This window comes from Limosilactobacillus pontis (assembly GCF_002940945.1).
In the GTDB taxonomy this organism is placed as follows: Bacteria; Bacillota; Bacilli; order Lactobacillales; family Lactobacillaceae; genus Limosilactobacillus; species Limosilactobacillus pontis_A.
This window is the reverse complement of record NZ_PNFV01000002.1, coordinates 200,500-225,932: the sequence shown is the minus strand read 5'-3', so window position 1 is coordinate 225,932 and position 25,433 is coordinate 200,500. Positions and strand designations below refer to the sequence as shown.

The following is a 25,433-nucleotide window of genomic DNA, read 5'->3' as shown; positions in this document are numbered from 1 at the left end:
GTTTAATTATTAATCAGTGTACTGTGCCAGGACGTGTTCAAGCTGATCCTTACTGTGAAGGCCAACTAGCTTATTAACCACTTGGCCATCCTTCTTGATGATCAATGTTGGGATCGACATAATGCCAAACTGAGCTGGCGTTTCTGGATTTGCATCCACGTCCATCTTGGTAAACTTAACCTTACCGTCAAGGGCCTTGGCGGTTTCTTCAATAATTGGTGCTTGCATCCGACATGGTGGACACCAAGTTGCCCAGAAATCAGTAACCGTTACTCCAGTGCTTGTTTCTTTTTGAAAATCCTTATCAGTTAATTGTTGAACCATTATTTATCGTCCTCATCTTTCTTCTTATTCTTTGCGACCTGCTTGCGGTGATCTTCGATACTGCAGCCATCCGGGCCACAAATTCCCGCATCTGTTTGATTACCAACAACTTCAAGTGAACTAAAGTTGTTCTTTTCTTGATCCATTACGCATTCTCCTTGCTTTCTTCTGCTTGTACCTGTTTTAGTGCCTTAAGAAAGACTTCGTAAGGCTGGGCCCCGCTGATAGCGTACTTATTGTTAATCACAAAGAACGGTGCTGCCTGAATTCCGGATTGGTGAGCTTCATTTTCATCACTGACCACATCTTGATGATATGCATCGGAATTCAAAACTTTTTCCACATCAGCCTCATCTAATCCTGCTTCTACCGCAGCATTAGTTAGCACGTCATGATCTGCAATCGACTTCCCATCATTAAAGTAGACCTGGTAAAAACGCTTGATCACTTTTTCCGTTAGTTCAGGATTTCCCTTGCTCTCCGCAAGCTTGATTAACCGGTGGGCATCCCCGGTGTTAGTAGGAATAACACTATTAATATCCATTGGTAAGCCATCACCCTTAGCCATCGATTCAATGTAGGCCATTTGCTGCTTAGCTTGTGGCTCTAACGCCTTGTTGCCACGGGTAAAGTGGTTGACATAACTTTCCGTTGTTTCCTGTGGTGCGTTGGAATCCAGTTCAAAGGACTTAAATTCCAATGGGGTTTCATCATAGATCCCAATTTCTTTCATCGCCCGTTTCATTCGATTTGAACCGATGTAACAGAACGGACAAGCAATATCTGACCAGTACTTGATTTCCATCTTAATCCCTCCAGTTTTAATTAAATTGTTCTACGTATTCAAAGGCATTTTGACCTGCAATGCCACCATCACCAACCGCCGTCGTGATTTGTCGTAACTTCTTTTGCCGAACATCACCAACCGCATAAATTCCCGGAATTATTGTTTCCATCTCATCGTTCGTCTTAATCCAACCAGCCTCATCTGTAATCCTCAGGTTTGTAAATGCTTGACTGTTTGGAATATTGCCAACGTAGATGAACACTCCAGAAGTTGGTACGACTTCATCTTGGTCGGTCTTTTTATTGTGAACTTTGATTCCGGTTACCTGATTTTCATCCCCGATAATCTCCCTAACATCCGAGTCCCAGGTAAAATCCATTTTTTTGTTATCAAAGGCACGGTCTTGAAGGACCCGTTGTGCACGAAGCTTATCCCGGTGGTGAACAACATTAACCTTATCTGCCAAGTTTGCTAAGTACAATCCTTCAGAAATGGCAGAATCACCGCCACCAATTACGGAAACGTCCCGGTTCTTGAAAAATGCCCCGTCGCAGACCGCACAGTAGGAAACACCCTTGCCAGAAAATTCTTCCTCACCAGGAACACCAAGCTTCCGGTTAGTCGAACCCGTCGCGATGATCACCGCCTTTGAAACTAATTCATCACTATCCGTTTGAACATGCTTCAAGTGCTCATCGTCGACCGTTACCTTTTGAACATCCCCATAGACAAATTCCACCCCAGAGTTAGTGGCACTCTGGTACATCTTTTCGCCAAGCTCCGGGCCCTTAATCGAAGTAAATCCCGGATAATTTTCAATATCATCGGTGTTATTCATTTGACCACCGTAAACACCACGATCGAGCATTGCGACCTTTAGGTTAGCCCGCGCCGCATAGAGAGCTGCGGTCATTCCACCAGGTCCTGCACCAATTACAACGACATCATAATTTTTCATTCTCTTTCACCTCGACACTATAAGTAGTAACGAATAATTGTTTCTAATTGTTCTTTATCAATAAAGCGCGGAATCCGTTCCACCACTTTTTCGTTCTTCTTCACAATAATGCTGGGCGCAGATTTTATATTATAATCTGCACTAACCTTTGGCTCTTCCTCCACATTAAAGGTTTTCACGTCTATTTGTTCCAAATATTCCGTACGGAGCGCATTAATAATTGGCCGTTGCGTATAACATTGGGCGCACCAATTATTTTCAAACACTAACAGTTCAAGTTTGGAATTGGAGTCTGAATTAACAGGTTCATTTGCCATGTCTCTTCCTCCTCAAATCTATTCAACTAATTCATTGAATGTTTTAATAGTACCACTTACTTTTTATAAGTCAAGTTTAAAATAAAAAAACGAGGCTGGAAAATTATTTTCCCAACTTCGTTATTCCATTTCTTGTTGCCACTCGTAGTAGCTGCAATTCAAACTAAACGCATCATAGCCATTTTGGTTAAGAAACCTAGTCGCGAGGTTTGAATTAGCACATAGTCGACCACGACAATAAACAATTATCGGCTTTTTCTTTGGCAAATCTGTTAAATGGCTTTGCAATTCAGTCAGCGGAATATTAATTGCCGACTTAATATGGCCAGCTTCATATTCATCTTCTGGCCGCACGTCCAACCATAAACTATCACGGTATTGTTGTGCTTTTTCCAAGGATACCGTCTTAATGCCTCGATCAGCCCTTTCTTCAATCGAACGCATCTCAGAAAGTTCTTCTTCCCCCACTGTAATTAATAGGTGGATTAGGTCATTAATCTTTGGTGAGCGGAGACTATAAATCACGTGGTTACCGTCTTTTTTAGTTTTGACCAGTCGACTGTCCTTTAAAATCTGCAAGTGGCGAGAAGTATTAGCAACACTACTTCCCGTTTCTTGGGAAATCTTTTCAACACTTTTAGGTGATTGAGAGAGTAATTCCAGAATCTCTAAGCGTTTATCGTTACCGATTCCTTTGCCAACCCTAGCTAGTTCTTTATATAGTTGGTTCTTATATTCAACCGCTTTTTCAAACATTTCTTCCCCTCCTCACTATTCAATCATTATATTGAATAGGATAGAAGGTTTATGATTACCTGTCAAGAAATCATATTGACAAGCCTCATAGCAGTCTATCTGAACCCTTCGGCGGAAATACCAACCAGAAAATTATATTTATCCCTAGAATAATTAGAGCCATAATCGGTAGCCAATAAATGACTCCTATCCCGATAATTAAGGATGCCAGTTCAAATAATGACCGCTTCGGCCGAAGCATCTGCAAAATTCTTTTAGAATATTTTGGGTTATCATGAGCAAGAACTGCCACCATAACATAAAATGTGATTCCCCAGACGGCAAAGATCAAAAAGTAGAAGTAAGCGGCAATCCTTGAATGTGGTTCTTCGCTAATCCACCCGGTTGCGACCGGAAATAATGACATAAAGAACAGCCAAGCAATGTTCAACCAAAATGCTCGTCTGGAAATCCAGTGTGCATTTGTAAATAAGTAGTGGTGGTTATACCATGTCGTCGCAATCCGGAAGAAACTAATCAGGTAGGCAACAAAATAGGCTTTTTCTGCCCAAAGTCTATCCCACCCGGCACCGTGAGGGACTTTAATTTCTAATACCATAATGGTCATGACAATTGCGACAATGGCATCCGTAAATGCTTCAACACGTGACTTATTCAAGATTCTTCTCCCCCTCTTCCGTTTCATTTATCTATCTTCACTTGACGAGAAATTAAAGTAATTGTATGGTTTAAGAGAAGTAAAAACAAGTACATACTTTTTTCTGCCTTTAAATTTATAAGGAGGGCTTCACATGGATCAAACAGAATTTGATAAGAAGGTCAAATACTTTCACGAAAACATGCCTAATCAATGTCCAATTCTCTACTCAATGAAAATTATTGGTTCAAAATGGAAAATTCCCGTTATGTGGTATTTAATGCTCAATGATGGTCAACATTATAACGAACTAAAGCGCAGTATTGGTTCCATTACGAATACAATGCTGACCAAAAGTCTCCGTGAGTTAGAAGCTGATGGTCTCCTTAAACGTATTTCTAAGGGAACAGTGCCACCATCCGTTACCTACCACCTGACAGATACCGGTAAAAACCTCATATATACAATGGGTGACCTGTTCGAGTGGGGAAGGGACATTATGGAGAAGGCAGAAAATGATAAGCAGAACGCATAATCATTCTTCTATATTTTAAAGAGAAATTGGGGTTAGATAAAATCCAAAGATTTTATCTAACCCCATTAACTTTTCAGGGGCCCATGGCATAGGCCCTTTTTGATTATAACTTCTATTTTTTACCGTAGTTATCAAGGTACTGGTTATACTGCTTGCGGTCTAATTCGCCCTCGGATTCACCGATAACTAAAGTAGCAATCGAATTCCCAACCACGTTGACAGCAGTCCGGCCCATATCAACGAACCGGTCAATCCCAGCAATAAAGGTCAAGCCAGCCATCGGTACCCCAATCGTCGAGACACTGGCCAACAGGACCACAAAGGAGGCACCGGGCACCCCGGCCATCCCCTTACTGGTAATCATCAATACGATCAATAAAGTTACCTGGTGAGCCAAAGAGAGGTGCAGGCCGTATGCCTGGGCAAGGAAGATGGCAGCCAATGACTGGTAGATCGCTGAGCCATCCAGGTTGAAGGTGTATCCGGTTGGAATAACAAAGGATGTAATCCCCTTGTTAACCCCCATCTCATGAGTCTTACGCATCAGCCGTGGCAAGGTAACCTCGGAGCTCGCCGTGGTAAAGGCCAGGACGATCTCATCCAGGATCACATGCATCGTCTTCCAGTAACGCAAGTGGAAGATATGGGCGGTGATTCCAAGGATAACGATGATGAAGATCAGCATTGTTACGTAGGCAATCAGAATGAAGTAACCCAGCGGTAGCAACGCGCTCAGTCCCATCTCGGCGATCGTCATTCCGATCAGGCCAAAGACCCCGATTGGAGCAAACTTCATTACCCAGTTGGTCACCTTAAACATGACCTCAGCCACACCGTTTAGAACATCAATCAAGATCTTGGCCTTCTCACCAACTGCGGCAATTCCAAGCCCAAAGAGAACAGAGAACAGAATTACCGGCATCATGTCACCGTCGGCCATTGACTTGAAGATGTTCGTCGGAATGATCGACAGGACCAGCGGCCAGAAACCACTGTTGTGCTCTGCTGTCTTGGCCGTCGCCATGTACTTGGAGATGTCCGTCCCGTGCAGGTCATGAATGTTGATAAACGTCCCCGGATGAGTAATGTTAGCCATGGTAATTCCTAGAATCAGGGCGATGGTAGTTAGAACCTCGAAATAGATCAAGGTCTTCCCCCCAATCCGGCCCAACTTCCTAACATCACCAATATTTGCGATCCCTACTGTCAAGCAAGAGACCACGATCGGCATTACGATCATTTGAATCAGGCGAATAAAGATGGTCCCGAGGCTCTGCATCACAACGATAGCCCCTTGATCATGATAGAAGATTACCCCGCAGATAATCCCCAGTACCAGCCCAATCATAATTTGCCAGCCCATGCTGAGCCGACTAAAGCGATAGCGTTTCACTTTTTCATCCAACCTCTCAGATAGTCTTGTTCTACTTTAGCATATTTTACGCTTAATTTGGCAAAATTTTAAGAAATTGGCATCAAAAGACGAACAGTTAGCTCACATATTTGTATCCCATTCACTTTTTAATTTAAACAGGTGAAAGCGGTTTACAAGGCGATAAAGTCAGGTAGGATAATATTTAGAGACTATTTATTAAGAAATGGGGTTCTACTATGCTAACTACTTATATCAATGGCAAAATTTTTGTTGGGACTGACGAACAGACCTTTGTCAACACAATAATTATTGAAGATGACAAGATCAAGCAGATCGGTAACGACCTAGCCCCCGTTGGTAAGGTGGTAGACCTTGGCGGCCAAACCATGCCAGGTTTGATCGACTGCCACACCCACCCGAAGTACATCGCCGACGCCCTCCACGGCACCGCCTGCACACCGCCAAACGTCAACAGCATTAAGGAAATGCAGGCGGCCCTGCGACAATCGCCAAGCTATGGTCAAGGGCCAGATACCTGGATCGAGGGCTGGGGATTTGACGAGACCAAGCTCGCAGAACACCGTAGTCCGAACCGGGACGACCTCGATGCCGTTTCTACCGACCAGCCAATCTTCATCTACCGGTCTGACTGCCACTCCTCCGTTGGTAACTCCAAGGCTCTGGAGTTAGCTGGAATCAATGAAAATACCCCCGATCCAGTTGGTGGTAAAATCGAACGATTCGCGGATGGTCGGCCCACCGGCTTTATGCGGGAGGTAGCAGCCACCCAACTCTTGATCCGCGCCAAATCCGCCCAGAGTTATCAGACCGACTTGACCAACATGGTCAATAGTTCTAATCATTACCTGGCAAACGGTTTAGTCGCCATCGGTGAGATGATGGGTCGGATGAAGCCTTACACAACTCTCAAATTGTACCAAGATAGCGTCAAGGAGGGCTTTGCCCCGAAGGCCTCTATCTACTACGTCTTTGATGAGCTTGATCCAACCCAGCCCCTTCAGCCGAGCGGCAACCAGCATCTCCGAGTAGCTGGGATCAAGGTCTTCATGGACGGTAGCATCTCTGGCGAGACCGCCTTTAACAAGGAACCCTACCCCTCTGGAAAGATGGGCGTCAGCCTGACCAGTGTCGCCAAGCTCAAACAGGCAGTTGACTTTGCCCGTAAGAATAAGTTGCAGATCGCTATCCACGCGATGGGCAACGCCGCTATCCAACGGGTCATTGATGTCACTAAGGGGCTTCAACCATGGCTCGATAAAATGCCATCCGTGCGAATTGAGCACGCCTCACTGATGACTGACGAGATGTTCAAAGAGATCGACGCCAGCCCAATGAATTACGCCCTGGTTACTCAGCCGATTTTCTACTTTGCCGAGGACGAATCCTACCGTAACTACCTCTCCCCGGCCCAGTTCAAGACGGCTTACCGTATCAAGGCGATGCGCACTTCCTCTGCTATTCTCGGCCTGAGCTCTGATGCCCCATGTACGCCTTGGGCTGAGCCGGACAGTCCTTTCTACAGTATCTATGCTGCCGTCACCCGAAAGGCCGCTAACGGCGATGTAGTAAATGCTGACGAGGCGATCACGGTTCCTCAGGCCGTTCTTGGTTATACCCGGGACGCTGCCCGCATAGGGGGGTTCACCAACAACGGAACCTTAGAGGCTGGTAAGGATGCCGATTTTGTAATTTTGAATAAAGATATCTTCACAGTCTCGCCTGCGGACTTACAAAATGTTAAAGTAAGTGAGACATGGATTGGTGGACACCGTGTCTACCAAAATTAACGACAACAGGAGTTTTAAATGGACGCTTGGATCACCTCACTAATTGATCAGTTCGGTTATCTGGCAATTGCTATGCTAATCGCTTTGGAAAATGTCTTCCCGCCCCTGCCCTCGGAAATTATCCTGACGATGAGCGGCTTTATGGCGACGAAGACCTCACTGACCATTACTGGCACCATCATTAGTGCCACCCTCGGCTCACTGGTTGGCGCCTTGATCCTTTACGCCATCGGCCGCCAGTTGACCGTCCAACGACTCGGTGCCCTGCTCAAACATCGGCCCTTCCAGCTGCTCGGCTTCAAGGCTGACGACGCCTACCGAGCGGTGCGATGGTTCAATCGTCACGGTACCAACGGCATCCTCTACGGTCGTTGTATCCCGGTAGTCCGGAGCCTAATTTCGATCCCAGCCGGAATCGCCAAGACTCCACTAGGTAAATTCTGCCTGCTGACTACCATCGGGAGTACTCTTTGGAATACCATCCTGGTCGGCCTGGGCGCCTGGGTTGGCGACTCCTGGGAAACGATCGTCCAAATTTTTGACGATTACACCACCGTCGCCATCATCATCATGGCCCTAGTCGGCTGCTATCTGGCTTACCGCTGGTATCTAGCTCGGATCAAGGGTAAAAATTAGTCGGACACAAAAAGGCCCGCCTGCACATTCTCGTGCAGACGAGCCTTTTCTATCTAACGCGTCGTTTGTCGCTTAATCAGGTGGGTACCGACGACAGTCTTGCATGGATCGTTATCAGGATTTTGTAGTCGTTTGATCATCATATCGACCGCCGAGTGCGCCATCTCATCGGTTGCAACGTGCACCGCAGACATGCTTGGGTAGACATACTTGACCAGGGCAGTGTCGTTGAAGCTGACCAACGCTAAGCGGCTTGGAATCTTGATTTTGGCTTCCTGAACCGCCTTAAGAGCTCCCACCGCCATCGGATCATTTGCAATAAAGATCCCGTGGGGCAACCGGTCACCCAGATCGGCGATGGCCTTCTTCATCACCTTATAGCCGGACATCGACGTGTAGTTGCCGGCAAAGATGAATTCAGGATGGTACAGGCCCCGCTGACGCAGGTCGCTTTCAAAGTAAAAGCGCCGCAGGTCGGGTACTGTTTCATTATCGGTCGTTGTTTCGGTTCCCGCCAGCATACCAATATCAGTAATTCCTTCGTTGCAGAACTCACTGATTACCGACCGAACCGCATTTTCAAAGTCCGGCACCAGACAATCATATCCCACGGCTAGGCTATCATAATCAACAAACACAATGTTAGGGGTCACTAGACGAAACTTCTCAACTTGGCTGTTACTAAACTTACCAATGGCAATGATTCCCGTGACGTCTTGGGGAATCTCTTCCATGTTGTTCTGGTAAACGGGTACGGTCTGCAGGCCCCGTTGCTGAGCGGAGCGCTCAATCTCCATTCGGATTGCCATATAGTAAAGGTCATCTAGCTCCTGGGTCAGAGAGTACCATTGAACGACCGCGATCTTTTGGGTACGGCTGTTCTGGGAACGTTTATGTTTGGTGTAATTAAAACGCTCCGCCGTATCTAAAACCCGTTGACGTGTCTTTTCGTTCACGGAAAGGGTCGTATCGTTATTAAGAATCCGCGAAACGGTGGCAATCGAAACCCCCGCCTTATTTGCAATGTCGCGCAGTGTAACTGCCATTCTTAACATTCCACCCCTTTCCGGAAATTAATAAAATTATTTTACCAGTTTTTACTATAATTTTTCAATGAATCTGGACCAGCCAGCCTGACCGGCCTCATCGTCTTTGAAGACCCCAGCGTTTTCTAGCACGTTGGCGAATATGTTGGCCAGCTCCTGTTCCATGACCTCATCAACATTATCTTTGGTAATGGTCATCTTGGACTGAACCTCCTTGGCCCATGGGAGGTGACTGTCGGCAATCTTGTTGTCGAGCCCGAGCCAGAACTTCTTAACTTCCGCTAATTCGCTCTTCAGCCGGGCCGGCAAAATCGCCCGCCCCATGACTTCAATCAGACCGATGTTTTCCTTCTTGATGTGCCACAACTTTTCGTGAGGGTGGAAGATACCCAGTGGGTACTGATCGGAAGTATTGTTGTCACGTAATACCAAGTCAAGGACAAATTGCTCGCCATCACGGTGCATGATCGGCGTAACAGTGTGGTGGCGGGTATCACCATCAAATGCCTTGATGTCCAGGCTCTCGTCGCTATAGTGGTCCCAAACCTTAATGATATGGGTCCCCAAATCGATCAGCTGGGCCGTATTGGCACTGATCAGGCGGATATCACTCATCGGCCAGTTAACGATCCCGGCCGTAACGTCTGGGTACTCTTTGAACTCCAGCGGCTTCTTGATGGCCGCCTTCATCATTGGAAAACTGTGCCGACCACCCTGGTAGTGTTCATGTGCCAGCATGGAACCACCGACGATTGGCAGATCAGCGTTACTACCGACGAAATAAGCCGGCAGTTGTTTTTCAATTTCGACCAGGTTGATCAGGGTCTGGCGGTTGATCTTCATCGGCTCATGCTTGCTATCAAGGAAGATGCAGTGTTCGTTGAAGTAGGCATATGGTGAGTACTGAAAGCCCCACTTCTGACCGCCGATCATCATCCGAATAATTCGGTGGTTACTCCGCGCTGCCTGGCCAAGCCGTCCCTTGTAACCCTCATTCTCCATGCAGAGGGCACACTGTGGATACTTTTTCTTGGTGTCGTGAGCAGCGGCCGCGATCGCCTTTGGATCTTTTTCCGGTTTTGAAAGGTTAATGGTGATTTCCAAATTGCCGTACTTAGTTGGTTTGTCAAAAACCACGTTCTTTTTAATAGCGGCTACCTTGACATAATCATTGCTCGTGCACAGGTTATAGAACCAGTTAGTTGCCGCATCTGGTGACTGCTGGTACTTTTCCCAAAACTCGTGGTTAACAACGGAAGGCCGCGGTGTCATCAGGTCATAGAGCTGATCGTTTAAGATTTCCCGCGCGGTCTGGCCATCTTCGATCTTACCCCGCTTAACCGCCAACTCAACCAGTTGGCTGACCAACGACTGGCCATCCTGTGCTTCAACGTCTTCATCACCAACAAAACCGCGGATCTTGTTCAAAACGTAGATCCGGTCAAGCGGCTCGTAGGCACCGCTGGCAATTACCTTGTCAGCATATTCTTCCATTAACTTCATTATCTCGTTCCCCCACTAAAAAGCATTCTTCAAGCGTCAGATTAGAGCTTGTGTGGTCCATCAACAACTTCGGCGTCGTAGAAGCTGGCGTCGTAACCGATCTTATCACGGTAAATTTTGCCGATGTTCTTCTTGAAGTTATCGGCCTCAGCCTTCTTAACAATTGCAATTGCAGAGCCGGCAAAACCACCGCCGACCATCCGGGCACCAAGGCAGCCTGGTTGCTCCCAGGCGTTTTCAGCCAGGGTATCCAGTTCCTTACCAGTAACCTCGTAGTCATACTTCAGTGAAACGTGGGAAGCATTGATCAGGCGGCCAAGTTCTTCCAAGTCACCCTTCTCCATAGCATCAATAGCCTTCTTTGTCCGTTCATTTTCACTGACCGCGTGACGTGCCCGCCGGATCAAGGTGTCGTCATTGATCAGGTAAGTATATTGATCAAAGGTGTCAAGATCAATCTCACCCAACTTGTTGATGTTGAGCTTCTTACTCAGACGCTTAACGGCCTCTTCACACTCTTGAACCCGCTCATTGTACTTGGAGCCAGCCAGGGAGTGCGTCTTGTTGGTACTCATGATAACAATTTCGTAATCACCAAGTTCCAATGGCAGATACTTGTATTCCAAAGTGTTGCAGTCGAGGTAGATGGCATTGTCCTTCTTGCCCATGCCGACAGCAAACTGATCCATGATTCCAGAGTTCAGACCCACAAAGTCGTTTTCCGTCTTCTGGCCAAGCTTGACCAGTTCAATCTCGTCAATGTCGAGGTTGAACTCTTCTTTGAGGATGTTCCCCATCAGCATTTCGATTGATGCTGATGAAGACAGGCCTGAACCGTATGGCAGGTAACCGTGAATATAGAAGTTAAAGCCGTGATCAATCTTGTAGCCTCGCTGCTTCAAGTAAACCAGCATCCCCTTGAAGTAGTTGACCCACTTCTCATCCTTAGCGGTCTGTGGTTGGTCATCATTGATGTCAAAGGTAATGATCTTACTATTCTCTTCCTTAGCCGAGTTGGCCGAGTAAATGGCGACCTTCGTATCCTCTCGTGGCCCATAGACACCATAGGTACCAATACTAATGGCACATGGGAAAACGTGACCGCCGTTGTAGTCGGTGTGTTCACCGATCACATTGATTCGGCCTGGGGAGAAAAAGACGTCCTTCCCATTTTCGTTGAAGACCTTTTTGTATTCGTCTAAGAATTGTTGCTTATCCATCACAATAACCTCCATACTTCAATCCATCAAAATCATAAAAAATCGTAGTAAACTTTTACTAAATCTAATTTAGTCTTATTTACTCGTTTTGTCAATAAGCGCTTTCATATTTGCCAGATAAACTTTGCAAACGCTTCCGAAAAACACCATTGGGGCGAGATATATCAATTTTCACCAGAACCATGCTAAACTAAGACTAACTAAGGAGGGAGTATCATGCGCACCTACCTACCAATACAACTGTTACCGTTTGCCCAACGGACCGGTCGTTGGATGCTTAAGGAAGACAGGGATAGTCCAGTCCTCTACACCACCAACCTTGGAAGCTACCTGCGTTGCCGAGTCATCGGTACCAACCAGCTTACCATTAACGTCACTAACCATCACTCACCCCTCGGTCCCAGCCAGGTTTACGCTGCCCGGGTCGACGGGCAACCCTGGCAACGTTTTGCGGCCCAGCCAGGAAAGTTTAGCCTGGTCCTCAGTCCGGCAACTCACACCATTGAAATTATGACCGCTGGCAACACTGACTTAGATGCAGTCTGGTCTGGTAGCCAGGGCTTTGCAATTCGCTCGTTAGCCGTAGACAACGGTGGCACGTTAATGGCTGCTCCCGCTCGACCGGTAATCGACTTTATCGGTGACTCAATCACGGCTGGCTGCTGGGTGGCCGGACGCCACGCTGCACTGGACTACCGGCCGGAGAGCAACTATGCCGCCACCTGTGCTGACCTGCTAGGCGCCGATAGTGTCCGAATCGCCTACTCGGCTGGAGGAGTTCTCCGACCAGCTACCGGGGGCGTCCCCGTTGCTAGCTCCTTTCTTTCACAGATCGACCAAGACACCTGCTGGACGCCCAACCACCCCCAACTTGTGGTAATCAACCTTGGCGTCAATGACCGGCGTTACCCACAGGCCAAGTTTGTGGATGCCTATGACCGGTTCATCCACCAGGTTGTCACGACATTTCCCACTGCATCAATTGATCTGATGGTGCCATTCAGTCAGCACTTTAGGGACCAAATCACCACTATTGGTCGCCGCCATCAGCTTCGGGTGATTGATACGGCTGGCTGGTGCCCCTCCTATATCGACGGCCTGCACCCGGATCAGACTGGTACTATCATTGCAGGCCGGCGCCTGGCTCAGGCAATTGCTCCCGACTTGGGCAAAAAAGGTATAAAATAAGGGTAAACTATTAAAATATGAAGGAGGATCCTCATGCCAAATCGATTACTCAACATCAAGGACGGTCACAACTTCCGGGACCTTGGCGGTTATCAAACTACTGATGGTCGAACTGTCAAGTGGCGCCAGTTGTTGCGGACCGGGTCCCTGGCCAACCTCGGTAATACTGACCTGACTACCCTGGCCCGGATCCCGGTTACCCAGGATATCGACCTGCGTGGCCAGGCTGAGGTTCAGCAAGTGCCAGACCAAGTACCGCAGACCGCGACCTATTACCACCTACCCGTGTTTGCTGAAGACGAGACAGACGCCTCACACAGCAACGAAGAGATCGCCAAACAAATGCAGGAACCTGGTAATGGCTACCGCCACATGCTGACGGTCTATTCACGGATGGTCACTATTCCGAGTGCCAGAAAGGCCTTTCGCCAGATGTTTAACCACCTGCTCTCTAATCCGAACGGTGCCACTATTTTCCACTGCACTGCCGGCAAGGACCGGACTGGGATGGCGACCTTCCTGATTCTCAGTGCCCTCGGTGTTCCACGTGAAACGATCCTCAAGGACTACCTGCTGACCAACGAGGTAACCGCAGACTTCCGTAAAAGCTGGTTAACTCAGATGAAGGCACAGATGCCAGCCACTCCGGCCACCGATATCCTAATCAACAACCGCCGCGCGCTGGCCTCGGTCAACATTGATTACCTAAAGACGGCAATTGGTGCCATCAACGACCAATACGGCAACGTCCAGCACTACTTGAGCGACTACCTGGAACTCAGTAACGAAGAACTTCACGAACTGCGCGATCATTATCTTGAATAAGGAGGAACAAACCATGCAAATTTCTGTACCGCTTAAAGACGGCCTGCTCGCCGACGAATATGGCAAGTACGCTCCGGCATCGGCAATGCAAGCCGACCATCCAATTAAATCATTCCCCATTACCATCACCGGACTACCTGCTGATACTAAGTCTTTGGCTTTGACCCTAGTCGACTACGACTCAACCCCGGTTTGTGGCTTCACCTGGATCCACTGGCTAGCCGCCAACATTCCCGTCGATTTGGCTAAGCTTCCGGCCAACGCCAGCCGCGACTTGGCTGATCGCTTCATTCAAGGTCGCAACAGCAATGCTGGTAGTCTGGTCAATGGTGATCCTCAAATCATCACCGGCTACGTGGGGCCGCAGCCACCAGACCAGACCCACAACTACACACTCCAGGTTTATGCTCTTGATACCATGCTGCCGCTGGAAAATGGCTACTGGTTGAATGAATTTATCCATGCGGCTCACGGTCACATCCTCGATCATGGTAAAATAGACATACCAAGTCGTGCATAAGGAAGTGAATCAGAATGGAAACAAGAATTTTCTTCAACCCTGGTGACTCTATCGCCAACATCCATGACTACAACGAGGCTGTTCGAAAAGGTCAGATCTTCAAGCGGGAGCGCCGCAATGATGACCTAGTCATTGCCAAGGGCCCCGGCGATGAGGAGTACGCGATCTTCTACGCTAAAGACGCTGCTCAAAAGCCGGTGGCTGGGCAGAAGCCTTACCAGATTAAGCACAAACTTTAAAATGTGATTCCTATTTAGAAAATGGAGTCTACCTAATTGACGTCACACGATAGCTTTATAGCATTTCAAACCAAACTAAGAGACTGCGGCAAATCGATATTGCCGCAGTCCCTTGTTTTAGTTTCAAATATTATAAATGAGAAATACAGAGTAGCAAAGCAAGGCTGGTTTGACTACCGACAATTACTGGACTGTTCCGTGCCAACAATCGTCCCCCGCCCTAACTGTGAGTAGTGTCACACCTTATTGAACTAGGCCGGCATCAATTGTATACTATAACCAGCGAATGAAAACGTTTTCTATCAAAGGGAGGCTTCGATATGTTGTTTACAAAAGCACTCGTACGGACACCCGCAAAGAGCGTTATTAATGGAATTGATGACTATGCAGATGAAGGTAAGCCTAACTACCAGCTAGCCCTCAAGGAACACCATGACTACATCAATACCCTCACCCAACTAGGTGTTGACGTCACCGTCCTGGAACCCCTGGAAGATTACCCAGATTCCTGCTTTGTCGAAGATCCGGCCTTGGTCTTCGATGACTTTGCTGTGATTACCAATCCAGCTCGGAGTACTCGCCAGAAGGAACGAGAGCTCATCAAACCGGCAATCAAGCATTTCTACAATGACAAACAAATCTTAGAGATTACCAGCCCTGGAACATTAGAAGGGGGTGACGTGATGCCGGTCGACAACGACATCATCTACGTGGGCCGTTCCGCTCGGACAAACCAGGCTGGGATTGACCAGTTTGCCAAGATCGCAGCTAGGTTCGGCAAGACGGTCAAGGCGGTACCTGTCAAGCAGGTGCTCCACCTCAAGACCGGGACTACCTACATGGGCAACAACAAGCTCCTGGTTTCCGGCGAGTACATTGACAGTCCCTACTTCAAAGACTTCACCCAGCTCAAGGTCCCAGCGGGCGAGGATTACGCCGTCAACTGTATCAACACTGGCAACGGCGTGATTATGCCAGCCGGTTTCCCCGGTGTTAAGCAGCTGCTGAGCGACAACGGCTTCACCACCCACGAAGTCAACATGTCCGAGTTCAGCAAGATTGACGGTGGCTTGACTTGTCTGTCATTACGGTTCAATTAAAGACCAACCCCATCTAAACTAAAAAATATGCGTTGACACTCAGCCAACGCATATTTTTTAATTAACGGCCACCGACCACTTTGGTGACAGCATCGTCAAAATGCAGCATCATATTATCCGGGCTAGCGGTAAACTCATCAATGAAGGTATCCTTCATTGGTGCCACTCGGCCGACTTGTTTGCCCATGATGTCATAGATGATCAGGTCGTGTCCCTGGTCGTCCCACTTAACGTCATCGTAATGGCCATCTAAGGCCTCATCCATCAACGCCTGTAGAGTGTCCCTGACGGCATTGCGAATGATCTCATCCTTGGTCACGTGTTCACCGTGCTTCTGACGATCCAGGAGCTGAACTTCTACCTCGGTCATGCTCTGTGGAATCTGAATACTCATTATCAGCTGCTTCCTTTCTACTTGCGATGCCGCTTCTTCCGAGCCTTCTTACTGAACTTAATTCCCTGTGGTGCCCGATGATGAGTAATCCCGTCACTATTGGGTGCAGTCAGCTGTGCCCGACGCCGAGCCTCCGCCTGCCGCTTGACCAATTGTTGATGTTCGTAATCGCGCCACGGGTTGAGCAGGGTCCGCATAAAGGCAGCTACCTCATCCCGATGGTCGTCCATCCAGGCCTCCGCCGCCTGTACATCATCCGTGTTAATCCCGTTACTGTTGATAAAGGACAGCATTAGCTGAGTTTCCCGCTCCTTACGGGAAAGGGACGCCAACATCTCTTCGGAATTCTGCATGTTGGCAATCGCCTTCATACCAACCTTGTACTGGTCCATCGTGATCACGCCGGTTCGTTTCAAGTAGTCAAACACGGCCTGAGCAGTCGGTACGATATTTCGAATCTGCTTGGGCGTAATGTCCGGGTCAAGGGGCATCATCATTCCCAGAACCCTTTGCAGATCCGCAAAGGTCCACTCACCAGGATACTCGTTGAACTCCTGGTGCATCAGGTTCAGAAACTCAACCGCGACATACTGTTGCTCGCCCAGACTAAGCGCCTGGTGCTGGAACTCCGCTGCCGCTGGCATATCACCCTTAACCCGAGCGATTAGCGCAGCCAGCTTCTCTGTATTCCAGGTTTGCTTAGCCGGAACCGACCGCTTGGATGATGTTGACGTCTTGACCGTGTTTGGCTGCTGCTCTCCATGCAGTTGGGACCAAGTCTGATGGGCCTTTCGGCAGGCATTCATGTTAGCACGCTGATCATCGATAGCCTGGGTAATCGCCTTTAGTTGGTCAACGCCAAGGAACTTCTGATAGGCCTTCAACACCGGAGCGACTGCAATTCCAAATTGGTTGGTCAGTGCTGGGTCTGCAATGAAGTCGCCTACCATGACCTCCTTAACCGCCTGGGGTGTCCACGCGGTGTCGGCCAAATGCTGCTCATTTTTCATCTGTTGGGTAAACCGGACTAAAATATCTTGAGCATGCTTCTGCTGGTTAGCAGATAGCTGATGATACGTGGACGAAGTGAGGAACTGATTGATGTGTTCTTCTTGCTCGTTCATTCTTTCAATTATCCTCCGTCTCGAAATTGAATTTTCCTTACTATGATACCATAATTGCGTAAGAGCAAGAAAACAAAGGACTGATATCATGCAACGCAAGAAGATTACCGAAGCAATGAAACACGTCTATTTTCAAAAGATGACGCCCACCGGCTACCACGAGATTGAACAGGAAATTGCCGCCCTGCAGACAAAGCGGCCGGCCAAGATCGCTCAACTAAAAGCGGCCCGGGCTTTGGGCGACCTCTCGGAGAACACCGAGTATAGTACAGCCAAACGAGAGCTCCGCCACCTGGAGAGCCGTCTGCGCTACCTCAACAAGCAGCTCCAATACTCTCAGGTAGTCACACCGACCGACGAGCAGTCTGTCGACCTCGGCACCAGGGTAACCCTGCGCTTTACAGACGATAATGAAGTTGTTGACTACCAGATCGTTGGCAAGATGGAGGCCGACCTGGCCAAACAGAAGATCTCCTTCGACTCTCCTTTGGGGCGGGCACTCCTCCATCACCGAACCGGGGAAACAGTCACTGTCCAGGCTCCTCAGTCCGCCTATCAAGTTGAAATTATCAAAATCCAGCTGACCAATTAAAAAATATTTTCTCACCGGTCTCGTAACCGGTTACCCACCTGGTATATTGACGCCGGCTTTAATAATCGAGCAATTAATCGCTGCTACGATTGCTTGCGTCGACTGGATGGTCCCGGTATACTAATACGCGTTGCATTTTTAATCACTACATATTGTGTCGGCACCGTGATTATTACATGTAAACCGCAATATTTAGTATAGGGGTTTTATCATGTTTAATAATTATCTCAAGTTTCTTGGCCATCAGCTGCAGGGCTGGCCGCAGCAAAATTACTACCTATTCTTCTTCAGTCTGGGGTGCCAGGTGATGACCCTCGTCAGTGCCCCGATTACCTGGGTAACGGTCATTACCTTCATCGGAACAACCCTAGGTGTGCTCTGTGTTCTGGCTATTAATGCCGCCAAATCAGTCAACGGCTGGTTGGGGATCCTCTCGGCAATCTGTTTCATCATTGCTGGGTTGAACGCCAAAAATTACCTCAGTATTGGTGAACAACTGGCCTACGTCATCACCCTGGATGTCCCCGTTCTCTTGTCCGCCAACTGGAACGTCAACATGGCTGCCAAGATTCGTCATTTCACTGCCCGGAGCTGGACAGTGGCCATCATCGCTACCATCCTGGTTTACCTGGTTTCAGGCTACCTGATCGGCCACCTCACCGACGACCCGCGACCGTGGATTGACGCGATCAGCTTCTCAATTAGCCTGACCGCCGGAGTTATCTGCTTCCTGCGTTTCAATAACCAGTTCTTCTGGTGGTTGGCGTCTGGAATCGCCCAGTTAGTCCTCTGGTTTGTCTCCTACCGGCAAGGATCCGCAACCCTGGCGATGGCCGTCAACTCCTCAATCTACGTGATCAACGATATCCTTGCCTTCACCGTTTCCCCTTGGTACAACCAGAAGGAACGGCAGCGTCTGATCCGCGAAGAGTCCGCTTACGCCCGCAAGATGGGATTAGAATAGTTAAATTTTTAACGCCGCACCGTGTCACCATGCGGCGTTTTCTAGTATAATCATGGCGAAAAGGAGGGAGCATTATGGCAAAAATATTTATTGTTGAGGACAATCCGCAGATCATTCAGACCGTCACCGACGAACTGGCCAAGTGGCAACACAGCGTGGCCACGGTCAATGACTGGCAGAACGTCACTGGTGAAATCATGGCGATCCAGCCCGACCTGGTTCTCTTTGACATCACCCTTCCGAGTTTCGACGGCTTCTACTGGATTCAGGACTTGCGCAAGAATAGTCAAGTACCAATCATTGTGATCTCCGCGGCCGACATTGACAGTAATGTGATGCACGCCGTCGCGGCAGGGGCTGATGACTACCTCATGAAGCCCTTCTCGATGACTGTCCTGCTTGCTAAGATTGAAGCCCTGTTGCGGCGCAATCGCCAAAGTGGGAACGCCACCCAGGTCGGCTGGGGCGACAATCACTTCAATACCCTTACTAACGAAGTTCACAACGAAAACGGCCAAGCTCAGCTGACACCTACCGAAGGGGCCTTGCTCCAGATCCTGCTCACCCACCGTAACCAAACTGTCAGCAAAACAACCCTGCTTGAGTGGCTTTGGCAGGGCGGCAAGTACCTCAATGAAAATACTCTCAACGTCAACATCAGTCGGCTACGAACCAAATTAGTGCCACTTCAGCTGGACCGGGCAATTCGTACAGAGCGGGGAGTCGGCTACCGCCTGGTGACCACCGATGAATAACCACTTCACGCGCCTGTTCCTGCGGGCTACCCTCCCTATTGTCGTTGCCTACCTCCTGATGATCGGCCTGGCCTGGCTCCTGGCTATTCTTTACCAGCTCCCTCGCCACTACTGCTGGGACCTGATCCGCTTCAGTCTGCCCCTGCTCCTGGTCTGGTTGGGAGGAATGGGGCTCCGCAACCGGCAACGCGTTCGTCACCTCCAACACCAGGATGCCGTAATACAACCCCACAATCCGGTTGAAGGGCAGCTACTGGGCCAACTTAACCAGGTCAAAACTGCCAATGACCGCCAAGTTCGTGATCTCCGCCTTCATCAGCAACACCAGCTCGATAACCTGGACCTCTTTGCCCACGAGATCAAGAATTCCCTAACCAGCCTCCAAGCGGCCGCGGAGAACGACCCAACTGTTGCCAGTGCTACCGTCCAGGACGGGGTCCGGGCCGCCAACTATTACCTGGATCTCCTTTTAAATGACGAACGCTTGGCGATGGCTAACACTGACTACGAGTTCTCCTGGGTCAACCTTCAAGACCTAGTCAACACGATAATTCGCCAAAACTCAGCCGTCTTCATCCTCCGCCAGCTGGTACCCAAGCTAGTCAACCTCAATCACGCCGTCCTAACCGACCCGAAGTGGCTGCGGTTCTGTATCAACCAGCTGCTCTCTAACGCCATCAAGTATTCTCACCCTGGCGGGCAGATCACCATCACCTGGCACGATCATGCCCTGATTATCAGAGACGAAGGCGTCGGAATTACCCCAACAGACCAGCGCCGGATCTTTGAGAACGGCTTTACCGGGCACAACGGTCACCAGACGACCCAGTCGACCGGGATGGGGCTCTACTTGGTTAAGAAAGTCGCTGATAAGCTCAACTTCACCGTCCAGATTCGCTCCAAGGTAGGGGTTGGAACCAGCTGTTACCTGGTTTTCCCCGCCGCCAACACCCGCTGACTCGCCAATATTACAAGACTGTAAGGTTCTGCACGCTTCCGTAAGTAGGAATGCGGGCAGGACCTTTTTATAATTAAGTTATCAAATAAATTGAAAGGAGCAATCATCATGACACTATTACAGCTCAACCATGTTCAACGAACCTACAATGCCAACTCAAGTCACCCGGTCACCGCCCTGAAGGACATCAGTTTCACCGTCGACCGCGGTGAATATGTGGCAATCATGGGGGAATCAGGAGCCGGTAAGAGTACCCTGCTCAACATTATCGCCACTCTTGAGCGGGCCACCGGCGGACAAGCAATTCTTAACGGTCAAGACCTCGGCGCCCTGGCTAAGGATGACGCTGCCCGCTACCGGCGCGAGCATCTCGGCTTTATCTTCCAGCACTTCAACCTGCTAGACAGCCTCTCTAACCGGGACAATATCTACCTACCGCTCGTACTGGCCAAAGCTGATTCTGCTGTCATGGAGCAGCGTCTCCAGCCCTTAATGAAGCGGCTGCGAATTGCGCAGATTATTGACCGCTTCCCCAGTGAAACCTCCGGTGGACAGCAGCAACGGGTAGCCATCGCCCGTGCCTTGATCGCCCAACCGGATCTCTTGTTGGCCGATGAACCAACTGGGGCCTTGGACTCCAATACCAGTACCGAGATCCTCGACCTGTTCGATGATGTCAACGAGAACGGTCAGACCATCCTGATGGTAACCCACAGTGCCGCAGCTGCCAGTCACGCCAAGCGGACTCTCTTTATCAAAGACGGGCGGATCTACCATGAACTCTTCCGCGGCGATCTGACGATGAAGAAGTACCAGGAAGAAATCAGTGACACAATGATGACCCTCACGAATGGTGGTGAATAACAATGCTGTTCTTCAAGCTTATCAATTCTAGCTTTCACCGTAATGGCAAGGTCTATGGGCCCTATCTGTTGGCGACTAGTATGCTGGTGGCAATCAACTACATTTTCGCTGCAATCAGTGCCAACCACAGTCTCCACTACCTATCTAGCAGTTCAGCCATCACGTCAATGATCGATATCAGCGCCAATTTCATCATCCTGGTCACATTTGCCTTTCTCCTCTATGTCAATCGCTTTCTCTGGCAGCAACGCAGCGGTGAACTCGGGCTTTACAGTATGTTGGGAATGACCAGCCGTAACCTGGCACTCCTGACGGTCATTGAGAAATGCTACCTCCTTATTGGCAGTATCATCTGTGGACTCATTACCGGGGTCATCTTTGAACGGCTCGCCTTTCTCGGCTTAGGTCGTCTGCTTAAGGTCCATAGTCTCAAGCAGCCTTGGGTCGAACCAGTCGCCTTGGGTAAAACGGTCCTCTATATGACCGGTTTCTTCCTTATCCTGATGATGGTCGACCTGATCAAGCTGCACCGGCTCAACCCGAACCAACTTTGGCACGCCACTACAAGCACGCACCGCCGTCACGGCTGGTTGTTCACGCTGTTGGGGCTGCTTGGTGTCGCCTTGCTAGCCGGGGCCTACTACATCACATTGACCACCAAGCCGCGGATTTCGGCCTTCAGCAATTTCATGACCGCCGTGCTGCTCGTCGTCGCTGGTACCTACCTGCTTTTCATTGCCGGGAGCGTCATCATCCTCCAGTTCCTGCAACGGCGGAAAAAGTTCTACTACCGGCCGCGGCACTTCATCGCCATTTCGGGAATGCTTCAGCGGATGGAACAAAACGGAGCCAGTCTAGCCACCATCTGCCTGCTGTGCTCGGCAGTCCTCGTTGCTCTTTTCAGTTCGATCACACTCTATGCTGGGATTAATGACACGGTTAAACTCTACGCACCAAAAGACGTGGTCATGGTCACTACCCAGCCGATTACCCGTCAGCAGCAGACGGTAATCAAAACTGTTGCCAAGGATCACCATGCCAAGATTGACAATCAGACCAGCTATCAGGCTACCACAACCCAGAACGGCTATTGGCGTGGCCAACACTTCATCAACCAGGGTTCCTTAAAGAACATGACCACCAAGACGACCAACTCGGTCATCTTCGTCACCAGTCATGACTACCGAAAAATGACTGGCAAGACGGCGCGGATTCGAGACAATCAGGCCCTAATCTATTCACCGGCCAAGCAGCATACCGGAAAAGTCATCATTGCGGGGCACCATTACCAGGCAAAGAACCTATCTCAGCTCAGCTTTGCCTTCAATCCTGAGCACTCGATCTACGCTCCGGCCTTCGTGATTGTCAACCACCTGCCAGCAGGGATGCCGACGATGAATGTCACCGGTTTTAACTACCGGCTGAAGGGGTCGGATCGTCAGCACATGCGCTTTGAAAATGATCTCCAAGCCCATCTCCAGCTCGCTAACATGCAGCTAACCGGCCGTTACAACATTCGCTACCTGTTCAACAGCCTGTACGGAGGCATGGTCTTCGTTGGAATCTTGATCAGTCTGGCGCTGGGGATCACGACCACAATTGTCATTTACTTCAAGCAGATCTCCGAAGGGTATGCAGACCAGTACCGGTTCAAAACGATGCAGCAGGTTGGCCTTAGCAAGCGTGAAACCACCAAGAGCATCCACAGTCAGGTCCTGATGGTCTTCATGCTGCCGATTGCTGGAGCCGTTGTCAACCTACTCTTTGCGATCCCAGCCATCAAACAGATCATGACCCAGCTGAGTTTCTATAACCTCCAGCTAATGATCACAGTGGCCATAACTATCACAGCCGCCCTCTTGATTGTTTACCTACTGATCTATGGACTGACAACCCGGGTCTACCACCAGATCGTTGATAACATTCATTAATACTCACAACGTCTGCTGACCAGTTCTGCTGGTTGGCAGGCGTTTTTATGTCGGGCATGTATATCAATTGACTTCTACTGACAGCCAGGTTAGAATATCACTAACAATAAATAAGCGTAAATTAAAAGGAGTGGTCCCAATGTCAAAAATGTCAATCTCATCTCGTCTGTGGTCCACTAGCTGCTGTTGCTAATCAATACTTGCCATCCCCAGTTTTACTGGGGCCCTTTGGCTTGCCCACATTTTTGATTAGCAACAGTTTTTTAGTGCCCACGTAACAATGAATTGAGGTGATAACTAATGGCCACTCCCCAGATCAGGATTGGGATCCTCAACCTGATGCACGACAAGCTCGACACGCAGAAAAGATTTGAACGGGTCTTTGCTAATACCAGATACCAGGTGAAGCTGACCTTCTTCTACCCACGGACCCACTACCGCGGTCAGGCAGTACCGGACCTAGTTCAACGAATCTCGCAACCTTTGAACCTCGCCCGGCTCAGCGAACTCGATGCTTTCATCATCACTGGTGCGCCGATCGAGCAGCTCGACTTTAGTGCAGTTACCTACATTGATGAAATCCACCAGTTGATTGATCGCTTAGTGCAGCTGGATATCCCCCAGCTCTATATCTGCTGGGGAGCAATGGCTGCTGCAAACTACTTATATGGCATTGAAAAGCACCGCTTAGCAGAAAAGTTATTTGGAGTTTTTCCAAACCACATCGTCAACCAAGGGCCACTACTTGCCGGATTACCAGACGGTTTTCTAGCTCCGCACGCCCGTTACGCGGAGTTAGACCACCAGCAGGTCAACAGTCATCCTGACCTGATCCTGGAGGCTACTACTGTCGACAATAACCTCTTTTCCTTCCGAGCTCGCAAACACCCACAGTCTTTCCTATTTGCCCATTTGGAATATGGACGTGCAGCCCTGCTAAAGGAATACCGGCGCGAGAAGAACGCTTATCCTGACCGGGAATACGCCAAGCCACAGAATTACTTCCTCGATCCGGTACACATGCGCAGCCCCCAGTTCAAATGGCAACCAGCCCAGCATATCTACTTTGATAACTGGCTCCAGACAGTTGTTCATGACATCCAGAATAAGAAATTAGTAAAGGAGTAACCATTTATGACTAATATTGTTAACTCAATTACCGACCTGATCGGCAACACCCCTATCGTCAAACTGAATCGGGTCGTTCCAGAAGATGCCGCCGACGTTTACGTCAAGCTGGAATTCTTCAACCCGGCTGGCTCAATCAAGGATAGGATCGCTCTGGCCATGATCGAACAGGCAGAAAAAGATGGCAAGCTAACTGCTGGTGGTACCATCGTGGAACCAACTTCCGGGAATACCGGAGTTGGTCTGGCCATGGTCGCTGCGGCTAAGGGCTACCAGCTAGTTATCACCATGCCCGAGACCATGAGTGTGGAACGGCGAAAGCTAATGCAGGGCTATGGCGCCAAACTTGTTCTTACCCCGGGTGCTGACGGGATGAAGGGAGCCATCGCCAAGGCTGAGGAACTCGTCCGTGAGAAGGGCTACTTCATGCCAATGCAGTTTGAAAACCCGGCTAACCCAGCTATTCACGAACAGACAACCGGGACCGAAATCATCGATGCTTTTGGTAAGGATAACCTGCCAGATGCCTTCGTTGCCGGAGTCGGTACTGGGGGTACCCTGACCGGGATCGGTCACGCCCTCAAGAAGGCCAACCCAAACACCAAGGTCTACGCTCTGGAGCCGGCCGAATCACCAGTCCTCAAGGAAGGTCACGGCGGCAAGCATAAGATTCAGGGAATCAGTGCCGGTTTTGTTCCAGCCGTCCTCGACAAAGATGTTTACGATGGTATCCTTGAGATCAGCAGTGACGACGCCATTGACATGGCCCGTGAAGTTGCCCACCAGGAAGGGATTCTAGTAGGGATCTCTGCTGGGGCCAATATCAAAGGAGCCATTGAACTAGCTAAGAAGCTAGGCAAGGGCAAGAAGGTCATTACCGTCTCTCCAGACGGTGGCGACCGTTACCTGTCTACCGACTTATTCAACTACTAAAAACGAAAAAAGAGCA

Annotated in this window: 29 protein-coding genes; 16 read left to right on the top strand and 13 right to left on the bottom strand. The window is 49.3% G+C overall.

Going from position 1 to position 25,433, the window contains the following annotated elements; genetic code table 11:
* Window positions 1-9: 9 nt before the first annotated feature.
* From trxA to CK797_RS02810, 7 genes are all read right to left on the bottom strand, one after another.
* A complete protein-coding gene (trxA, locus tag CK797_RS02835; RefSeq protein WP_104688296.1) occupies window positions 10-324 on the bottom strand; it encodes a thioredoxin in 315 nt (104 codons plus the stop codon).
* Window positions 324-470, bottom strand: coding sequence for a hypothetical protein (locus tag CK797_RS09070; RefSeq protein ID WP_181049508.1), 147 nt, complete (start codon window positions 468-470; stop codon window positions 324-326). The genes trxA and CK797_RS09070 overlap by 1 nt, the downstream gene beginning before the upstream one ends.
* The gene (locus CK797_RS02830) at window positions 470-1,129 is read right to left on the bottom strand and encodes a DsbA family protein (protein ID WP_104688295.1); all 660 of its coding nucleotides are present in this window, start codon (window positions 1,127-1,129) and stop codon (window positions 470-472) included. The genes CK797_RS09070 and CK797_RS02830 overlap by 1 nt, the downstream gene beginning before the upstream one ends.
* Before the next feature lie 16 nt (window positions 1,130-1,145).
* Window positions 1,146-2,069, bottom strand: coding sequence for a thioredoxin-disulfide reductase (gene trxB, locus CK797_RS02825; RefSeq protein WP_104688294.1), 924 nt, complete (start codon window positions 2,067-2,069; stop codon window positions 1,146-1,148).
* A gap of 17 nt (window positions 2,070-2,086) precedes the next feature.
* The gene (locus CK797_RS02820) at window positions 2,087-2,386 is read right to left on the bottom strand and encodes a thioredoxin family protein (RefSeq protein ID WP_104688293.1); all 300 of its coding nucleotides are present in this window, start codon (window positions 2,384-2,386) and stop codon (window positions 2,087-2,089) included.
* Window positions 2,387-2,506: 120 nt separating this feature from the next.
* Window positions 2,507-3,142 carry an ArsR/SmtB family transcription factor gene (locus CK797_RS02815; RefSeq protein WP_104688292.1) on the bottom strand — a complete coding sequence of 212 codons (636 nt, stop codon included), beginning with the start codon at window positions 3,140-3,142 and terminating at the stop codon, window positions 2,507-2,509.
* Window positions 3,143-3,227: 85 nt separating this feature from the next.
* Window positions 3,228-3,800 (bottom strand): TMEM175 family protein, encoded by a 573-nt coding sequence (locus CK797_RS02810; RefSeq protein WP_181049506.1) that lies wholly within the window; start codon window positions 3,798-3,800, stop codon window positions 3,228-3,230.
* A gap of 133 nt (window positions 3,801-3,933) precedes the next feature.
* Here CK797_RS02810 and CK797_RS02805 point away from each other — a divergent pair, with 133 nt between their 5' ends.
* A complete protein-coding gene (locus CK797_RS02805; protein ID WP_104688290.1) occupies window positions 3,934-4,314 on the top strand; it encodes a winged helix-turn-helix transcriptional regulator in 381 nt (126 codons plus the stop codon).
* Between the two features lie 112 nt (window positions 4,315-4,426).
* Here CK797_RS02805 and CK797_RS02800 read toward each other — a convergent pair whose 3' ends face one another.
* Window positions 4,427-5,707 (bottom strand): cation:dicarboxylate symporter family transporter, encoded by a 1,281-nt coding sequence (locus CK797_RS02800; protein WP_104688289.1) that lies wholly within the window; start codon window positions 5,705-5,707, stop codon window positions 4,427-4,429.
* A gap of 218 nt (window positions 5,708-5,925) precedes the next feature.
* Between CK797_RS02800 and CK797_RS02795 the strand changes: the two genes are divergently transcribed.
* Both CK797_RS02795 and CK797_RS02790 read left to right on the top strand, forming a co-directional pair.
* Window positions 5,926-7,497, top strand: a complete 1,572-nt coding sequence (locus CK797_RS02795) for an amidohydrolase (RefSeq protein ID WP_104688288.1) — start codon at window positions 5,926-5,928, stop codon at window positions 7,495-7,497.
* An 18-nt stretch (window positions 7,498-7,515) separates the two neighbouring features.
* On the top strand, window positions 7,516-8,133 hold the full coding sequence (locus CK797_RS02790; RefSeq protein ID WP_104688287.1) for a DedA family protein: 618 nt from the start codon (window positions 7,516-7,518) through the stop codon (window positions 8,131-8,133).
* A gap of 53 nt (window positions 8,134-8,186) precedes the next feature.
* On the opposite strand, the gene CK797_RS02785 is transcribed toward CK797_RS02790, so the two are convergent.
* Genes CK797_RS02785 through CK797_RS02775 form a run of 3 tightly spaced genes read right to left on the bottom strand, consistent with a single transcriptional unit; the run spans window position 8,187 to window position 11,902 of the window.
* The gene (locus CK797_RS02785) at window positions 8,187-9,179 is read right to left on the bottom strand and encodes a LacI family DNA-binding transcriptional regulator (RefSeq protein WP_104688286.1); all 993 of its coding nucleotides are present in this window, start codon (window positions 9,177-9,179) and stop codon (window positions 8,187-8,189) included.
* A 54-nt stretch (window positions 9,180-9,233) separates the two neighbouring features.
* Complete coding sequence (locus CK797_RS02780; RefSeq protein WP_104688285.1) at window positions 9,234-10,682, bottom strand: UDP-glucose--hexose-1-phosphate uridylyltransferase; 1,449 nt, start codon at window positions 10,680-10,682, stop codon at window positions 9,234-9,236.
* 41 nt (window positions 10,683-10,723) lie between these two features.
* Window positions 10,724-11,902, bottom strand: a complete 1,179-nt coding sequence (locus CK797_RS02775; protein WP_104688284.1) for a galactokinase — start codon at window positions 11,900-11,902, stop codon at window positions 10,724-10,726.
* A gap of 216 nt (window positions 11,903-12,118) precedes the next feature.
* Here CK797_RS02775 and CK797_RS02770 point away from each other — a divergent pair, with 216 nt between their 5' ends.
* The 5 genes from CK797_RS02770 to CK797_RS02750 all read left to right on the top strand — a co-directional run bounded on the left by CK797_RS02770 (window position 12,119) and on the right by CK797_RS02750 (window position 15,774).
* Window positions 12,119-13,090 (top strand): SGNH/GDSL hydrolase family protein, encoded by a 972-nt coding sequence (locus tag CK797_RS02770; RefSeq protein ID WP_104688283.1) that lies wholly within the window; start codon window positions 12,119-12,121, stop codon window positions 13,088-13,090.
* A gap of 33 nt (window positions 13,091-13,123) precedes the next feature.
* Window positions 13,124-13,915, top strand: coding sequence for a tyrosine-protein phosphatase (locus tag CK797_RS02765; protein WP_104688282.1), 792 nt, complete (start codon window positions 13,124-13,126; stop codon window positions 13,913-13,915).
* Window positions 13,916-13,928: 13 nt separating this feature from the next.
* Complete coding sequence (locus tag CK797_RS02760; RefSeq protein WP_104688281.1) at window positions 13,929-14,435, top strand: YbhB/YbcL family Raf kinase inhibitor-like protein; 507 nt, start codon at window positions 13,929-13,931, stop codon at window positions 14,433-14,435.
* Between the two features lie 14 nt (window positions 14,436-14,449).
* Window positions 14,450-14,674, top strand: coding sequence for a hypothetical protein (locus CK797_RS02755; RefSeq protein ID WP_104688280.1), 225 nt, complete (start codon window positions 14,450-14,452; stop codon window positions 14,672-14,674).
* A 320-nt stretch (window positions 14,675-14,994) separates the two neighbouring features.
* Window positions 14,995-15,774 (top strand): dimethylarginine dimethylaminohydrolase family protein, encoded by a 780-nt coding sequence (locus CK797_RS02750; protein WP_104688279.1) that lies wholly within the window; start codon window positions 14,995-14,997, stop codon window positions 15,772-15,774.
* A 61-nt stretch (window positions 15,775-15,835) separates the two neighbouring features.
* Here the strand turns inward: CK797_RS02750 and CK797_RS02745 are convergent, their stop codons facing one another.
* Both CK797_RS02745 and CK797_RS02740 read right to left on the bottom strand, forming a co-directional pair.
* Window positions 15,836-16,168, bottom strand: a complete 333-nt coding sequence (locus CK797_RS02745; RefSeq protein WP_104688278.1) for a hypothetical protein — start codon at window positions 16,166-16,168, stop codon at window positions 15,836-15,838.
* Window positions 16,169-16,185: 17 nt separating this feature from the next.
* Complete coding sequence (locus CK797_RS02740) at window positions 16,186-17,292, bottom strand: hypothetical protein (RefSeq protein WP_104688277.1); 1,107 nt, start codon at window positions 17,290-17,292, stop codon at window positions 16,186-16,188.
* Between the two features lie 88 nt (window positions 17,293-17,380).
* Between CK797_RS02740 and greA the strand changes: the two genes are divergently transcribed.
* The 8 genes from greA to cysK all read left to right on the top strand — a co-directional run bounded on the left by greA (window position 17,381) and on the right by cysK (window position 25,417).
* A complete protein-coding gene (gene greA, locus CK797_RS02735) occupies window positions 17,381-17,884 on the top strand; it encodes a transcription elongation factor GreA (RefSeq protein WP_104688276.1) in 504 nt (167 codons plus the stop codon).
* Window positions 17,885-18,095: 211 nt separating this feature from the next.
* Window positions 18,096-18,848, top strand: a complete 753-nt coding sequence (gene pnuC / locus CK797_RS02730; RefSeq protein ID WP_104688275.1) for a nicotinamide riboside transporter PnuC — start codon at window positions 18,096-18,098, stop codon at window positions 18,846-18,848.
* A 74-nt stretch (window positions 18,849-18,922) separates the two neighbouring features.
* Window positions 18,923-19,603, top strand: a complete 681-nt coding sequence (locus CK797_RS02725; RefSeq protein WP_104688274.1) for a response regulator transcription factor — start codon at window positions 18,923-18,925, stop codon at window positions 19,601-19,603.
* Window positions 19,596-20,561 (top strand): sensor histidine kinase, encoded by a 966-nt coding sequence (locus CK797_RS02720; RefSeq protein ID WP_104688273.1) that lies wholly within the window; start codon window positions 19,596-19,598, stop codon window positions 20,559-20,561. The genes CK797_RS02725 and CK797_RS02720 overlap by 8 nt, the downstream gene beginning before the upstream one ends.
* A gap of 108 nt (window positions 20,562-20,669) precedes the next feature.
* On the top strand, window positions 20,670-21,425 hold the full coding sequence (locus CK797_RS02715) for an ABC transporter ATP-binding protein (protein WP_104688272.1): 756 nt from the start codon (window positions 20,670-20,672) through the stop codon (window positions 21,423-21,425).
* A gap of 2 nt (window positions 21,426-21,427) precedes the next feature.
* The gene (locus CK797_RS02710; RefSeq protein WP_104688271.1) at window positions 21,428-23,356 is read left to right on the top strand and encodes an FtsX-like permease family protein; all 1,929 of its coding nucleotides are present in this window, start codon (window positions 21,428-21,430) and stop codon (window positions 23,354-23,356) included.
* 300 nt (window positions 23,357-23,656) lie between these two features.
* Window positions 23,657-24,484, top strand: coding sequence for a homoserine O-acetyltransferase/O-succinyltransferase family protein (locus CK797_RS02705; RefSeq protein WP_104688270.1), 828 nt, complete (start codon window positions 23,657-23,659; stop codon window positions 24,482-24,484).
* Between the two features lie 6 nt (window positions 24,485-24,490).
* Window positions 24,491-25,417, top strand: a complete 927-nt coding sequence (cysK, locus tag CK797_RS02700) for a cysteine synthase A (protein ID WP_104688269.1) — start codon at window positions 24,491-24,493, stop codon at window positions 25,415-25,417.
* Window positions 25,418-25,433: the final 16 nt, after the last annotated feature.

What these genes read in the sequence shown, in the direction of transcription:
- trxA (WP_104688296.1), bottom strand. Translation starts at nt 324, where the DNA reads ATGGTTCAACAATTAACTGATAAGGATTTTCAAAAAGAAACAAGCACT.
- CK797_RS09070 (WP_181049508.1), bottom strand. Translation starts at nt 470, where the DNA reads ATGGATCAAGAAAAGAACAACTTTAGTTCACTTGAAGTTGTTGGTAAT.
- CK797_RS02830 (WP_104688295.1), bottom strand. Translation starts at nt 1,129, where the DNA reads ATGGAAATCAAGTACTGGTCAGATATTGCTTGTCCGTTCTGTTACATC.
- trxB (WP_104688294.1), bottom strand. Translation starts at nt 2,069, where the DNA reads ATGAAAAATTATGATGTCGTTGTAATTGGTGCAGGACCTGGTGGAATG.
- CK797_RS02820 (WP_104688293.1), bottom strand. Translation starts at nt 2,386, where the DNA reads ATGGCAAATGAACCTGTTAATTCAGACTCCAATTCCAAACTTGAACTG.
- CK797_RS02815 (WP_104688292.1), bottom strand. Translation starts at nt 3,142, where the DNA reads ATGTTTGAAAAAGCGGTTGAATATAAGAACCAACTATATAAAGAACTA.
- CK797_RS02805 (WP_104688290.1), top strand. Translation starts at nt 3,934, where the DNA reads ATGGATCAAACAGAATTTGATAAGAAGGTCAAATACTTTCACGAAAAC.
- CK797_RS02795 (WP_104688288.1), top strand. Translation starts at nt 5,926, where the DNA reads ATGCTAACTACTTATATCAATGGCAAAATTTTTGTTGGGACTGACGAA.
- CK797_RS02790 (WP_104688287.1), top strand. Translation starts at nt 7,516, where the DNA reads ATGGACGCTTGGATCACCTCACTAATTGATCAGTTCGGTTATCTGGCA.
- CK797_RS02785 (WP_104688286.1), bottom strand. Translation starts at nt 9,179, where the DNA reads ATGGCAGTTACACTGCGCGACATTGCAAATAAGGCGGGGGTTTCGATT.
- CK797_RS02780 (WP_104688285.1), bottom strand. Translation starts at nt 10,682, where the DNA reads ATGAAGTTAATGGAAGAATATGCTGACAAGGTAATTGCCAGCGGTGCC.
- CK797_RS02775 (WP_104688284.1), bottom strand. Translation starts at nt 11,902, where the DNA reads ATGGATAAGCAACAATTCTTAGACGAATACAAAAAGGTCTTCAACGAA.
- CK797_RS02770 (WP_104688283.1), top strand. Translation starts at nt 12,119, where the DNA reads ATGCGCACCTACCTACCAATACAACTGTTACCGTTTGCCCAACGGACC.
- CK797_RS02765 (WP_104688282.1), top strand. Translation starts at nt 13,124, where the DNA reads ATGCCAAATCGATTACTCAACATCAAGGACGGTCACAACTTCCGGGAC.
- CK797_RS02760 (WP_104688281.1), top strand. Translation starts at nt 13,929, where the DNA reads ATGCAAATTTCTGTACCGCTTAAAGACGGCCTGCTCGCCGACGAATAT.
- CK797_RS02755 (WP_104688280.1), top strand. Translation starts at nt 14,450, where the DNA reads ATGGAAACAAGAATTTTCTTCAACCCTGGTGACTCTATCGCCAACATC.
- CK797_RS02750 (WP_104688279.1), top strand. Translation starts at nt 14,995, where the DNA reads ATGTTGTTTACAAAAGCACTCGTACGGACACCCGCAAAGAGCGTTATT.
- CK797_RS02745 (WP_104688278.1), bottom strand. Translation starts at nt 16,168, where the DNA reads ATGAGTATTCAGATTCCACAGAGCATGACCGAGGTAGAAGTTCAGCTC.
- CK797_RS02740 (WP_104688277.1), bottom strand. Translation starts at nt 17,292, where the DNA reads ATGAACGAGCAAGAAGAACACATCAATCAGTTCCTCACTTCGTCCACG.
- greA (WP_104688276.1), top strand. Translation starts at nt 17,381, where the DNA reads ATGCAACGCAAGAAGATTACCGAAGCAATGAAACACGTCTATTTTCAA.
- pnuC (WP_104688275.1), top strand. Translation starts at nt 18,096, where the DNA reads ATGTTTAATAATTATCTCAAGTTTCTTGGCCATCAGCTGCAGGGCTGG.
- CK797_RS02725 (WP_104688274.1), top strand. Translation starts at nt 18,923, where the DNA reads ATGGCAAAAATATTTATTGTTGAGGACAATCCGCAGATCATTCAGACC.
- CK797_RS02720 (WP_104688273.1), top strand. Translation starts at nt 19,596, where the DNA reads ATGAATAACCACTTCACGCGCCTGTTCCTGCGGGCTACCCTCCCTATT.
- CK797_RS02715 (WP_104688272.1), top strand. Translation starts at nt 20,670, where the DNA reads ATGACACTATTACAGCTCAACCATGTTCAACGAACCTACAATGCCAAC.
- CK797_RS02710 (WP_104688271.1), top strand. Translation starts at nt 21,428, where the DNA reads ATGCTGTTCTTCAAGCTTATCAATTCTAGCTTTCACCGTAATGGCAAG.
- CK797_RS02705 (WP_104688270.1), top strand. Translation starts at nt 23,657, where the DNA reads ATGGCCACTCCCCAGATCAGGATTGGGATCCTCAACCTGATGCACGAC.
- cysK (WP_104688269.1), top strand. Translation starts at nt 24,491, where the DNA reads ATGACTAATATTGTTAACTCAATTACCGACCTGATCGGCAACACCCCT.